Origin of the sequence: Methylobacterium sp. J-059, from assembly GCF_022829485.1 — a bacterium.
GTDB lineage: Bacteria > Pseudomonadota > Alphaproteobacteria > Rhizobiales > Beijerinckiaceae > Methylobacterium.
Map to the genome: position 1 here is coordinate 1 of NZ_JAKSYA010000092.1, position 11,534 is coordinate 11,534.

Sequence of the window (11,534 nt, forward strand, 5' to 3'; positions counted from 1 at the left end):
CTATGCCAGCCACGAGGGCGAGCGGGTGATCTACGGCCAGCGCCTGCTCCAGGGCGTCGGCGACCCGCTGCTCGGCTGGACCACGATCGCCGACCGCCCGTTCTACGTGCGGCAGATGAAGAACATGAAGGGCGAGATCCCAGTCTCTCGCATGACAGGTCGATCTCTTATGTACTTTTCCCACGCCTATGGCGCCCTGTTGGCCAAGGCCCATGCACGAACAGGGGATGCCTCAGCAATTGCAGGCTACTGCGGCCACGATGGCCGCGCCGACTTAAGGGAGGCTGTAGCTGATTGGTCTGCCGCCTACGGCGATCGAAACGCTGAGGACTTCAGATTTTTTCAAGACGCCATCGCATCGGGACGGCTTGAAGCGGCAGCCGATCCACATCTTTGACGTATCATGTGCTTGGTGGTGCGCGCTGCACGGAAGAGAGCGCAACCTGGTTAGGTAAGAACCCGTTCGCGGTGATGCTGTGGCAGACTTAACGGGCAAAAGGCTGGTAGAAGTGAGTGTGCGGCGCTCGGCGTGATTTGCATTGGATGGCAGCTCTCATGGACACCATATTGTGAGCGCCCGAACCTGCGACCTGCAAGGTGGGCTTCGATGCCCAGGTTTGGCAGCAGCCACTGTGCGGCACGCTCATCGGTTTGGATCAAAACGTGGGATCGTATCGTTCAATCCATAATCTGCTATGGCCGAATTGGGAGGAACGCTTGAACACAGCACCGGACGGTTCAGTCATCCAGCGTGAGGCACCGCGTCCCGACCTTCTCGCCTTCGAGATCAAGGACAAGATCACCAAGCCCGACATCGAGTGGATGTCCTCCGTGACCGACGCTGCCATGCAGGCGCACGGGAAGATCGACATGCTCATCATCATGTCGAACTACGAAGGCTCGGACCTAGGAGCGACCTTCGACGGCTATGCGGCGAGCGTGAAGGCGCGCTCAGTGGCACATATCCAGCGCTACGTCGTCGTCGGTGCACCGACCATGGCGAAGGCCATGATCAACCTGTCCGGGATGATCATGCCGGTCGAGACAAAAACCTTCGACCTTGAGGAAGAGTCAGCCGCTTGGGCTTGGCTCACACAGGCTCAAACCGCCGCATCCTGATACGCAAGGTCGTCGGATGGTTAGCCTAAGGGAGGGCGCACCTTTCCCTAGATCATCTGACAACGGACAATTGGCTGTACCAGCCGTGTAGCGGCCGATTGTGCAAGCCGGGTGCATCTCGGTGACGTGGGTCGCTCGACGGGCGAAAGCCTGTAACCGATCAAGGCTGCTTTCGGAGCCGCTTGTGACCCATAGGCGACCCGCCCGGTACCCGCAAAATTCTCTAGTTAGCAGAGGGTGGTGCAGGGCTGAGGCGAGAAACCGCATTCCACAGGGGATGATGAAACATCCACGCCCGGTTCGCGTTCATCCCTCAACCGTATAGCATCACTACAACACGCCTATAAGCGGAGTAGGGTTTTAAATGTCCTCCACACCCGCGCCTAGTGTCTCCAAAACGCATTTAGACATCCACGATCAGTTCGCGCGCCAGGCGCTTGCCCAATCCCTTGGAGTTACTGAGGAAAACATCAAGCGTGCAGTGCGAATGGTCGGCACCCGGATTTCAACGATTCGCGGATATTTCGGTCATTAGGCTGCTTCTGAGAGAAAAGAAGAAAGGGGCCGATAATGGTTCCTTTTTTATGACTTGAGAGGTTCCGGCTTTCGGCCGTCTGGCAGGATTTCCCGCAGATGGTCATGGACCATTTCAGCCGAGAATGGCTTGTTCAGAAAGCGCACCCCATCAGGTAATTCACCGGGCTGCGGGCTGACTTGGCCGGAGGCAACGACAATCGTGATGTCCGGCCAGCGCCGTGACACTTCGCATGCCAGGGCGAACCCGTCACGCGATCCGGGCATCTGCACGTCGCTAAAGAGAAGAACGATCGAAGCGTAATGCTCTTCAAGGATCGTGATGGCCCGATCGCCGTCTGCGGCTTCTAGGGTTCGAAACCCGGCCTCTTCAAGGATGTCGAGCACGTCCATGCGGATCAGCCCATCGTCATCGACAGCGAGGGCATAAGGGGCAGACGCGGTGCAATCCATGAGCACCAAATCCCTCCCGAGCAAACAAGGTCCCACCCCATCCCAAAATGGGCGCGAACAGTTGTTGTCTGGTCGAGAGGAGAGGGGCGGTCGGAATCAGTGCCTTCCGACCATGTCGAGGAGCGCCACACCCGCTGCTGCCACGACGTTGCCCCTGCCGCCCTATGGTAGCGGCGGGAACGGGATCACTGCCACTTCCGGAAGTACGATCTCAGGCGCCTCGATCTTCCGGTCCGCATCGTTGCCCCACATCCACACGACCTGACTGCCGTGGTGGTTCGTCGGACAGGCCATCGAACGACATCGCGCCGCTATGGCCGCACTCGCAGAACACCAGCAGCCCACGGGCGCCGTGAGCCATGCTGTTGGCGATCGTGGCCGGCGGCTGCTCTATGCCGTCAGCGTCGTACCAGCGGCGCGAATTTCTGAGATGCCTCGGAACGCCGGTCACTGGATCGTCGGCGAGCCCGGCGCGAGGCCCAGCAGCGAGGCAAGCTTCATCAGGCCCGCGTCGGTCATCTCCTCGCCATTCACGAGCCACAGGCTCCGGTCGTCACCAGTTGGCTCAACGTACAGGCCGAGCACGCGGGGAGCTTCGACGACTTCGTGGAATGGGTCATCACTCACGGCACAGCCGCCTCCTGGTTCAGTCGGTCCCGCATGTCCTTCCCGACCTTGAAGCGCAGCTTGGCCTTCGCTTCGACCGAGACGGGCGCGCCGGATCTTGGGTTGCGGCCCATCCGCGCCCGCGCCTCCACAATGGTGAAGGCCCCGAACCCGCGCAGCTCGACACGATCGCCGTCCACGATGGCGTCCGCGAGCCGGCCTATGATGGCGTCGACCACGGCCTCGCAGTCCTTCGCGTAGAGTTGCGGGTTCGCAGCGGCCAAGCGCTGGACCAGTTCGGATCGGATCATGGCGGTGCGGCCGCCCTCGCCACCGTGCCGTCAGCGCGGCTTCGCCGGTCCGGCCGATCCCCACCCGTGGGCCTGGATCGCCTTGGTCAGCTTGCCCTGCATCTCAGGCGTCACCGACTGCATCCACTGCTGCGTTCCTACCAGCTGCGCTTGCGCGAGTTGGGGCTGAGCAGCGACCAGGCGCTTGCCGGTCGGGGTGGCGTAGAACGCGGCGATGACCTGCAGGTCGTCCTTGCCGAGGGCTGCAGCGAAGCCGCGGGCCTGGATGTCGAGCAACTCGTCGAAGTGCGCCGTGAGGGTGGGTAGCACCACCTCCTGGACCAAGGCCTGAGCCTGATCCTGCTGCTTGACCCCGATCTGCTGCATCATGCCGACCATGGGTGCCGCCATCGCGTTCACCAGAGCGGTACGATCCCCCTGCATCTGCGCGACGACCTCGCGCGCCACCTTCAGGGTCGCAGGATCAAGCGTGGCGGCCGGGGCAGCTAGCTTGGATGCTGACTGCGCCATTGCCACGGTCGGGGCGGAAACGGCAAGGCAATAAGCGATAAGGGCTAAGCGGCGCATTGGCTGATCCGATCGCGACTAGGGACGACGCAGCCCTGCGGCCGGACGCATGCTCTCGTACCATGCTCGATGTCGGCTGCATCAACCGTCAACGACGCCAGTGACGATCCACTCCGCAACGTTGACTTAACGGTGTCACCCAGCCGACATGCCATGTCCGGCCTCTGCGCGCCCTATGGCGAGTCGTGAGCCGGCTGGAACAAGGGATCAAGGCCGCGAGAAAGACCTAAGCCCAAAACGCCAACGGCCCCACCCCGGCAAGGGTGAGGCCGTCGAAATCGAATGGGTCTGGTGGACCGCTTTGCAGCTCCCCAGACATCATAGCTCCGCACCGGAGTCAATCGGGATCGCTTCCCGAAACGATGGCGCTTTGCCTTTTGCCGGGAACGGTTCACGCCGAGCCCCCTGCTTTGACGCGGCCCGAGCAGGGCTGTGAGTGATGTTTCACGCGACTATGGCCGCCGCGATCGACAGCGCGCGGACGCTTGCGCAGATGGACGAGCTATCGCGCCAGGTGTGGCAGGGGCACGGGTCCGGCGCCTTGGGCGATGCGGAGGCCCAAGCGCTCGCCGAACGCCTCCACGGGCGCCGCAGCGCGATCCGAGAGGGTATCCGGCCCGTTGGCATCCCCGCCGGCCGTGCGAGTCTGTTCCCACCTCGGCGGGCGGCCGTCTCGCCTGATAGATCAGCCTCGCGAGACCGTCGCCGGCTGCTGGCCTGTTCTGGCCCGATGCCGCCGGCCCTGGCCAGCAGGTTCACGACCGGGCAACTCGCGGTGCTGCGCATCGTCGGCGACGAGGTAGCTGGCAAGGGCGTGTGTGGGCTCTGCATCGACGCCATTGCAGCGCGTGCTGGTGTGTGCCGGCGGCTGGCCCAGGCTGCGATCCGCCTCGCCGAGGGCGACGGCCTGCTGACGATCCAAGAGCGACGGCATCAGGGACGCAAGAACGAGCCGAACCTGCTGCGCATCATCAGCCGGGAATGGCAGGCATGGATGCGACGCGGACGCCGCCTCTCGGCCGAGGGGGGTGGGTGCAAACCGATGCACCCCACGGATAACGGGGTGTTAAATACGGGGAAAACAGAGCCGGCGGCACCGTCAAAGAAGCTGCCGAAACGGCAGGGTCGCTCTCACGCCCATGGCTTACGAACATCCGCGCGGGTGGCGGAGCCGGTCAGAGCCATGCGGTGATGACATGCAGGCGAACGGTATGACGAACGACGACGACCTTCTCACCAGCGCAGGGCTGCTGCCCTGCTTCGCACCGTCAGTCGGTGGATTGGCCGACGCGATCCGTGCCGCTGCTCAACCTGGCGGCTCGGAAGGCGCAGCGCCGCGCAACGCCGAGGCTCACTTGCTCACGATCAGAGCGAACGCAGCAAAGGACACGTCTGGCTTGTACGACGCCCTCGATGCGGTCCGGCTGGTCGTGCGCGCCGTCGAGGACATTGCCCGACGGGAGCCGACGCCGGTCCCCATCACGCAGAGCTTCTCGCGACCGCACAAACCCATGCTTTGAGCGCTCTCGGGTTCCTCACCGTGGTGCTGCGCATAGCCAAGCCAACGGCGCTCGGCTCGGCAAGTTGGTCGGGTCGTGCTGCATCTTAGAAGACGACAGCCTTCTAATGCATGTTACAGCCTCCGCCTCTCGACGCATGTGCGCCGGCGGCGGTCGCGAACGCCGTCAGGCAGCCCGGTACAGAGAGCACGTGATGACAGGTCGGCGCGGGCCAGTTCCCTGCATCGTACCCGTGGAGCCTCGGGCCGGGTGATCGCTTGAAGGTTGGTGACGCGGGGAACAGGAACCGCCGCACCGGCTTATGGCCTCTTTTTCAGACGGCCTACTGCAAACGGGATGGACCCGTGTTTGCTCTAATCCAGCGCGGCGAGAGGATGTCGCCGTCCTCGGTGATGATCCAGGGCTGTGCGTCGTCGGCCTGGATGCTTTCGGCCGCAGCCACAAGGGCTTCGCGCAGTGTGGAGAACGCCTGTCCACCTGCAGTATGAGCCAGCGCTCCGGATGGTCAGACAGTCAGCTCGGCACGCTTATCGAGGTCGGCGAGTACCATGCTCATGCTCCGGTTCATCGCAGAAGCGGAGATGTTTACCGCTGCACCATGATCGGCATGTGGCGACCTGGTTACTGAACCGTGTCGCTGCTGTCACGGGGGTGTGAAGTCGAGTTTGCTTCAGCAATGGAATGCCGGTTTTGCGCCGATCAGCCTGCCCACCACGGACGCGCGCCCACGCAACAGCACCTGAACCATGTTTCTGATGCCGCATCGATAAGCACCCCATTTTTTCCTGTCACACCAACTCCCTCAGGTGGCGAGCAAGCCAAAAACTGCTTCATGATAAATGCCAGGGCGAAGGAGACGCCGATGGATCTGTCAGATTTCAGGATTGGATCAGAGTTCACATGTTCCGGCCGGCGCTACCGCTGCACCGACATCGGCACACGCACGGTGCTTGTGATCCAGGTGGATGAAGCGACGATCGCCAGCAAAGAGTCTGACGAGCCGGTCACGACTCGGCTGGTATCCCGACAGGAGGCTGAAGCGATCGGATGGTTCACAGGTCCGCCGTACAGCGTGATCGAACATGTGTTCGACGAAGAAGATCAGGATCTATGTGAGCCAGTCTGAAGCCGGCAAGGCTGCGAGCATCGACGGCGTTCCCTGGCCCGGGGCTCATATTCAGTCAACACCATAAGCTCGATGCATCATGGGAGGGGTTACACTCTTTCCGCCCAACGCCAGACGATCCGAGGTGCCCGATCTGGCAGGTATCGGCAGCGGCATCCAGTGTGTGTAGTCGTTCCATGACCACCCCCGGTCATCTTCCGGGTGGACGCCCTTGCCACGCATGTCGGCGCGGATGATGTGCATTTCGAACTGAGCGGCGGCGCCCTTCTCGATCCATAGGCCGGCAACAAACCGTTGCCCGTCCCGAGGCGCGCTTTTCATACTCTGCCAGCTCACAATTCCCCCCAACCTCTCCTGTGCTCGTAGGACCAACAAGCTATTAAGGGCGAAGGTCCGCAGCGTCTCGTTATCAGCGGTAGCTACGGTTTTGCTCGGCAAGCGTTTGAGGAACACCAACGGTGACGTACACCCTCCACCGGCTTGCACCCGGTAGTTATGACCTTGCGCTCGATGGGAAAATCGTCGGTAGCCTCGTTCGAAACATCACCGCGGGCGGCGGCATAAGCGGGTGGCAGGCCGAGCTGCTCGACACCGTTCCTTCGGATCAACGACCACCTCCTTTCGAAGGCATGACACATCCCTTCAAATCGCTGGAGGCGGCGATCGCGTGGTTGGGAGGGGCGACAGTCAGCGAAGCAGTCGATAACGGCTAGCGAAGCCGTAGGGCAAGCTAGCAGCAACCCTGGCAGAGCGATGCGTGGCGGTCAGTAGGGTAGTCAGGGCTGATGCCGTGGAATGGTTGATGCTTGCTCCATAGTTGGTCACTTGGCGCTTGGTGGGAGTTCATTTCCGCTGCTGCGTTTCAGCTCGCGCCTTATCGAACGCCTCGTGCCCCGTGGCTCCTTCGTCATTGCGCGGCGCCTCAATATCGCTGGGCTCCGTAGCGCCGGGCGACAGCGAACCCTGCGACCTGCCGGTCGCGGGGAAATCTTCGTAGGATCGCTCGCCAGGCGGCGTTTCAGCGGGATCGGTCTCGGGTCGCTTTGAGTCGATCATAGGCGAGACGCTCCCTATCGGTACGACAACCCCTACAGGCTGATGGTAGTGGGTATCCAAATCGGCCGAGCGATCACAGGGAAGGCTTCAAACCATCACCACCTCGACGGTCAATCCGCCGCCGCCAACGGTCTGCGGGATGTCGGAGTGATCATAGTACCCCGCCTCGTGCGCTATCGCGTCGAGGGCTGCGATCTCATCCGAGGCCGAGCCGGTCCAAAGGATGGCTCCGGTCGCGCGCTGCCTAACCTCAAACACCTTCATCGCACCCCTCCGAACTCGCCGAGAGAACAAGCGCGGCGGTAACGAACCGTTCCGTGATTTGTCCATAAGAACGTTCATGTATGGCGAATAGTATCACAATCCTGAGTTTATAAAAATCGCAATCGGCATTTTGATATGCCGCAGGAACATCGGCTTGCTGGATTTGTTGGGCTAGATAGTCCAAGAAAACCGGTATTCTATTATGATTCGCTTCTCATTCATTGGCAGAGCCGGTTTGGCCGTTTGCGCCGTGCTGATGCTAGCGCCAGGAGCGTCCGCCCAGACAACGCCCGGTGAGATCAAGGGTATCGATGCAATGGGGGATAAGAATCGAAGCGCTCAGGACGGTTGGAGCCAAGCCCCGGTGCCTCGGGAAGGGTCAGCGTCGAAGGATGCTGCCGACCCTGGTGGTAACTCGACTGCGGAGAACAAGACCCGGCCTGTTCCTTCTGCGGCTACGACTTACGCTCCTGGCAAAGATCCTCAGGCGCCAGCGGAACAGCAGTCCTCTGGCCCTTCCAGAATGGACCTTGTCGAGCCCGCCAAATGAGTTCCGGCAGGAATATACGATTACCGGGGGCATTAAGGTAACGCCCTTGCCAATCAGCGGCTGACACCTTACCCCCATACTCCCCCATTACTCCTAGTCAGCGGCTGACAGGTTGAGCTGGCGCAGGTGCCAGATCCCCACAAGCTTGACTCTTGCCCTGTTAGCCCGTGTGCGCACGATGTCGGGTCGTGAAGGCCCGAGGGCGGCCTGTCGGCTGGAATGCAGTAGGCGGCCCTGTATGAAGGGGCATACAGGACCGCCACAGCGGATCGGGCAGATCGGCTGGCCGCTGATGCAGCGACTATCGCAGTGCACCAGACAAGTTGCTGAAGGATGAGCTATACGTCGTCGGCTCTACCGTCGCCGCCGACCCCGTTCTTCGTCGGCCACTGCCTCTACCGCTGCGATGGCGTTCTCAAGCTCTGCGATCCGCTTCAGCGTACTGTCGGCTGGCATTGTGTCGTACTGAGCGGCTTCCATGATGAGATCGCGCTGGCGGGTCTTGAGGCGGTCCAGAAGGGCTACGAGTTTGTCCATGGCGCGCTGTAGCGAGGCGTACCTAGCCCGACAAGGTCGATCCAAGCACCACTCCAACAAGCGACGGGCGACCCCGCCGACAGAGCCCATCGTGTATCCGAGGCATCAGTAGGGCGGGCTGAGGCATGTGGTTAGCCTCAGTTTGCGTTCGGCATGACGGACGCGGTTTCGTCTTACTTAACCCCGATCGGTCAAACGCAGGTCTACGTAGAGGCAATTCTGGCAGTACCGCTGCCAGCGCAGAAGTAGGCAATGGCATGAGCGCGCGTACAAAAGCACACAACCTGACCCGCGAGGAGGGCGCCGGCTACAGCAAGGCGCTCCAGGATCTGCGCACTTGGTACGAGGGGCGCAACGACTTCGCTAAGCAGCGGATCGAGGAGTTGAAGACAGGCTTCGGTCCCACGGATCCGGCCTCGATAACTGCCGTCGCCATGCTGGAGTCCGCAATGGAGGATCGCCAGCAGGCGGTCGCTGAAATCGATCGTCTCTACGCCCAGCAGCGTAGCGCTACATTTGGGAGATGAGCGTCGTGCCCAACGACACAATAAGCAGCCAGGTCAAGACTGCCCTGATGAAGCCCGAGGGGGGTAAGCAAGGCCACCACAGCGGATCGGGCAACCTGCTGACCGCGGATGCAGCGCCGTCCACGGTGGGTCAGACAAGTTGCTGAAGGATAAGCGACGGGATGCCCTCACCGACACAGCGCTGAAGCCGCGTTTAAAGCACTATGCCTTTGTGGATCGCACCTTGATCGAACGTCTCGACAAAGACTGCGCCAATGCCTTCCGGAAGATGCCGCGTCACAATCGCAGCGTGAGACCCAACCGTAATCGCTTGCCCTAACGACAGGGGCACCTCCAGATGCAGCGCAATGCCCGAGGCTGATAGGTTCAGGACCGTCGCTGGTACTGTCATGCCGTCTGCTAGTCGAACCTCGACCTTTGTTTGGGTCGGTACGATCCGGCGGTTAATCCGAACCGCGTCGAACTCCCGCGCCTGCTGCTTCCCGAGTTTGATGAGTCGACGCACGACCTCCACGGGTGCCGGTGTTTGCCCTGTGAGCTTGATCAGAAAGTCGCACACGCCAACCGAGACAACGCGAGCTTGCATCGGCTCGAAGCCGCGGATCTGGCAGTTGATTGCTCGCTCGACCTGCGGCAGTCGAGACGCACGCAGCTTTATGCCGGCGGCGGAAAGATCGACCGTTACTGCATGATGCTCAGGACCCTCGTAGGTATGCCAAAGGGCCGGAAGAACGACCGGACAAAGCCGAGCAGGTGGCTTTCGGGACAAACTCATGACGCTGCGTTTGACCGTGCTGCCATCGAGGCCGGAACAGGCGCCTCCATTCGCTGCGCCACCTCCTGTGTTGCTGCAAAGCGCGCTACTCGTTGCGCCGTGGCAACGGCCAACGCCTGGAATGCCTCCACTAAGCCCTGCATCTCTCGCGGCTCGGGCCGCCGGCCCGTCTTCGCAGTCAGGAACAGCTTGAGGGTCCGCCAACCACACTTGCTCGCCCGGACAAGGATCAGAAGCGGCTCGTGGCTTTCGGTCTCGTAGGCCTGCAAGGCCGTCCGACTTGGTACACCCGCCAACCGCGCCAGCGCCACGAGGGCTTCGGTCTCATCCCCTCTTTCCAGCCATTCACACACAACGAACTCGTTGAGGTCGGTCTTGCGCGCCTTTGTGGCAACTGCGACCTCGGCTACCAGAAGTGCATCGTCTCTCACCGGTGCTCGCAGCAGGGAAGCTGCTCGGCTGACAGCGTCCGTCGCTGCTGCTTGGCCTTTGAACTCAGCGCCGAGGCTTTGTTGGGCGCGTGCTTGAGCCAGCTCGACGAGGCGTTTGCGATATGCGGGCGGGATGTCGGCACGCTTGGTCAAGCTCGCCTGCAGTACGCTGTCATGGCTCGCACGGGTCACCAACGTGCGATGGCCAACCTCCGAGAAGCGAGCGCCATCATTGTCGGCCACGGAGCGCACGACGTCGCGGTCGCCGCGCGTGACAAGCACGTCGGTGACACGTTCGCTGAGGCTGGTACGGCGCGTGATGGCCATGAGATGCCCTTGACCGCGTTGTTCGGCCACAGAGACAAGGTCATTCTCGTCCAGGCGAGTAGAGCGTTCCAGCACCGGGCCAGCTACGACGACCGATGCGTCCAGGGCGAGGTCGCGCACAACGCTGCGAGGGGCGTTGGCGACATCAGCCAGGTGTTCGGCAAGTTCGGCCCGAGCAGTGGTCTCGATGTCCCGCGCTAGCCGAAGAATGACCGCATCGAAGGCTGCAACCTGATCCTCGCTCAAGTCGGCGGCTTGGCCAACGAACAAGCCCGCCACACTACGCAGCATCGTACGACGTCGTTCGGGGTCGCCCCCAACCACCGCGGCTTCAACGTCGGAGACTACAGCTTGCACGCTAGAGCGCATATCAAACCTTGATGCGAAAATTAATGGCATCAGAACGGTTTAAACTAAGCACAGGCCGTCTTAATAAGCTGTCAATTCATACAATGAGAAGCCATAAGTGTAGCGAAGTCCATCGCAACCGAGAATGCCGAGCTGCGCGCGGCGCTGGCTAAGGCGCAGGAACACCTGGTCGAGACCGCCGTCGATGCCGGCGAGATGCATGCCCGCGTCGAGGTCCTACAGACTGAAGTGACAGCGTTGCGAACGAAGCGGGATACAATCGCATCCAGCGGCCAACGACGTCCTATGGCTAGGTGCGGATAGGGGCGCTGCTGCTCAACGAAAAAAGGCCACCCCCGAAGGAGCGGCCCGAAGTCTTGGGAGGAAACGTCCAAGAAGGACAGCGGGACCGCGACGCCATCGCCGTCCCGCACTGCGAACCTAGGTCGCTGCGCTGCAGCGAACAACCTGCCAAGCGTTGCA

General features: G+C 61.7%; 18 protein-coding genes. 9 read left to right on the forward strand and 9 right to left on the reverse strand.

The features are described from left to right. The 3 genes from MKK55_RS09825 to MKK55_RS09835 form a co-directional block, all read left to right on the forward strand. Positions 1-397, forward strand: a 397-nt coding sequence (locus MKK55_RS09825) for a DUF2252 family protein (protein WP_243934478.1), incomplete at its 5' end; no start/stop codon positions are given. A gap of 200 nt (positions 398-597) precedes the next feature. Then, on the forward strand, positions 598-1,119 hold the full coding sequence (locus MKK55_RS09830; RefSeq protein WP_243934479.1) for an STAS/SEC14 domain-containing protein: 522 nt from the start codon (positions 598-600) through the stop codon (positions 1,117-1,119). 364 nt (positions 1,120-1,483) lie between these two features. Beyond that, positions 1,484-1,654, forward strand: a complete 171-nt coding sequence (locus MKK55_RS09835; RefSeq protein ID WP_147860428.1) for a DUF3606 domain-containing protein — start codon at positions 1,484-1,486, stop codon at positions 1,652-1,654. A gap of 47 nt (positions 1,655-1,701) precedes the next feature. On the opposite strand, the gene MKK55_RS09840 is transcribed toward MKK55_RS09835, so the two are convergent. The 4 genes from MKK55_RS09840 to MKK55_RS09855 form a co-directional block, all read right to left on the reverse strand. Beyond that, positions 1,702-2,106, reverse strand: a complete 405-nt coding sequence (locus tag MKK55_RS09840; RefSeq protein WP_243934480.1) for a response regulator — start codon at positions 2,104-2,106, stop codon at positions 1,702-1,704. A gap of 447 nt (positions 2,107-2,553) precedes the next feature. After that, positions 2,554-2,733: a hypothetical protein gene (locus MKK55_RS09845; protein WP_243934482.1), complete on the reverse strand. Its 180-nt coding sequence runs from the start codon at positions 2,731-2,733 to the stop codon at positions 2,554-2,556. Beyond that, positions 2,730-3,023: an HU family DNA-binding protein gene (locus tag MKK55_RS09850; RefSeq protein WP_243934483.1), complete on the reverse strand. Its 294-nt coding sequence runs from the start codon at positions 3,021-3,023 to the stop codon at positions 2,730-2,732. Before MKK55_RS09850 ends, MKK55_RS09845 begins: the two co-directional genes overlap by 4 nt. A 30-nt stretch (positions 3,024-3,053) precedes the next feature. Beyond that, the gene (locus MKK55_RS09855) at positions 3,054-3,590 is read right to left on the reverse strand and encodes a DUF2059 domain-containing protein (protein WP_243934484.1); all 537 of its coding nucleotides are present in this window, start codon (positions 3,588-3,590) and stop codon (positions 3,054-3,056) included. Between the two features lie 439 nt (positions 3,591-4,029). On the opposite strand from MKK55_RS09855, the gene MKK55_RS09860 reads away from it, so the two are divergent. The 3 genes from MKK55_RS09860 to MKK55_RS09870 all read left to right on the forward strand — a co-directional run bounded on the left by MKK55_RS09860 (position 4,030) and on the right by MKK55_RS09870 (position 6,236). Then, positions 4,030-4,782, forward strand: coding sequence for a hypothetical protein (locus MKK55_RS09860; RefSeq protein ID WP_243934485.1), 753 nt, complete (start codon positions 4,030-4,032; stop codon positions 4,780-4,782). Positions 4,783-4,801: 19 nt separating this feature from the next. Next, positions 4,802-5,110, forward strand: a complete 309-nt coding sequence (locus MKK55_RS09865; protein ID WP_243934486.1) for a Gp37 family protein — start codon at positions 4,802-4,804, stop codon at positions 5,108-5,110. A 631-nt stretch (positions 5,111-5,741) separates the two neighbouring features. Continuing rightward, positions 5,742-6,236 (forward strand): hypothetical protein, encoded by a 495-nt coding sequence (locus MKK55_RS09870; protein WP_243934487.1) that lies wholly within the window; start codon positions 5,742-5,744, stop codon positions 6,234-6,236. A 51-nt stretch (positions 6,237-6,287) separates the two neighbouring features. On the opposite strand, the gene MKK55_RS09875 is transcribed toward MKK55_RS09870, so the two are convergent. Continuing rightward, positions 6,288-6,692: a hypothetical protein gene (locus MKK55_RS09875; RefSeq protein ID WP_243934489.1), complete on the reverse strand. Its 405-nt coding sequence runs from the start codon at positions 6,690-6,692 to the stop codon at positions 6,288-6,290. A 2-nt stretch (positions 6,693-6,694) separates the two neighbouring features. On the opposite strand from MKK55_RS09875, the gene MKK55_RS09880 reads away from it, so the two are divergent. Beyond that, positions 6,695-6,949, forward strand: coding sequence for a hypothetical protein (locus MKK55_RS09880; protein WP_243934491.1), 255 nt, complete (start codon positions 6,695-6,697; stop codon positions 6,947-6,949). A gap of 430 nt (positions 6,950-7,379) precedes the next feature. Here MKK55_RS09880 and MKK55_RS09885 read toward each other — a convergent pair whose 3' ends face one another. Then, a complete protein-coding gene (locus tag MKK55_RS09885) occupies positions 7,380-7,556 on the reverse strand; it encodes a hypothetical protein (RefSeq protein ID WP_243934492.1) in 177 nt (58 codons plus the stop codon). 883 nt (positions 7,557-8,439) lie between these two features. On the opposite strand from MKK55_RS09885, the gene MKK55_RS09890 reads away from it, so the two are divergent. Together MKK55_RS09890 and MKK55_RS09895 are read left to right on the forward strand one after the other, a co-directional pair. After that, a complete protein-coding gene (locus MKK55_RS09890) occupies positions 8,440-8,655 on the forward strand; it encodes a hypothetical protein (protein ID WP_243934493.1) in 216 nt (71 codons plus the stop codon). A gap of 245 nt (positions 8,656-8,900) precedes the next feature. Next, positions 8,901-9,170 carry a hypothetical protein gene (locus MKK55_RS09895; protein ID WP_243934494.1) on the forward strand — a complete coding sequence of 90 codons (270 nt, stop codon included), beginning with the start codon at positions 8,901-8,903 and terminating at the stop codon, positions 9,168-9,170. A 193-nt stretch (positions 9,171-9,363) separates the two neighbouring features. Here MKK55_RS09895 and MKK55_RS09900 read toward each other — a convergent pair whose 3' ends face one another. From MKK55_RS09900 to MKK55_RS09910, 3 genes are all read right to left on the reverse strand, one after another. Beyond that, positions 9,364-9,945 (reverse strand): PilZ domain-containing protein, encoded by a 582-nt coding sequence (locus MKK55_RS09900; RefSeq protein WP_243934495.1) that lies wholly within the window; start codon positions 9,943-9,945, stop codon positions 9,364-9,366. Next, positions 9,942-10,994, reverse strand: coding sequence for a DUF2336 domain-containing protein (locus MKK55_RS09905; protein ID WP_243934496.1), 1,053 nt, complete (start codon positions 10,992-10,994; stop codon positions 9,942-9,944). Before MKK55_RS09905 ends, MKK55_RS09900 begins: the two co-directional genes overlap by 4 nt. A 138-nt stretch (positions 10,995-11,132) precedes the next feature. Then, positions 11,133-11,273: a hypothetical protein gene (locus MKK55_RS09910; RefSeq protein WP_243934497.1), complete on the reverse strand. Its 141-nt coding sequence runs from the start codon at positions 11,271-11,273 to the stop codon at positions 11,133-11,135. Positions 11,274-11,534: the final 261 nt, after the last annotated feature.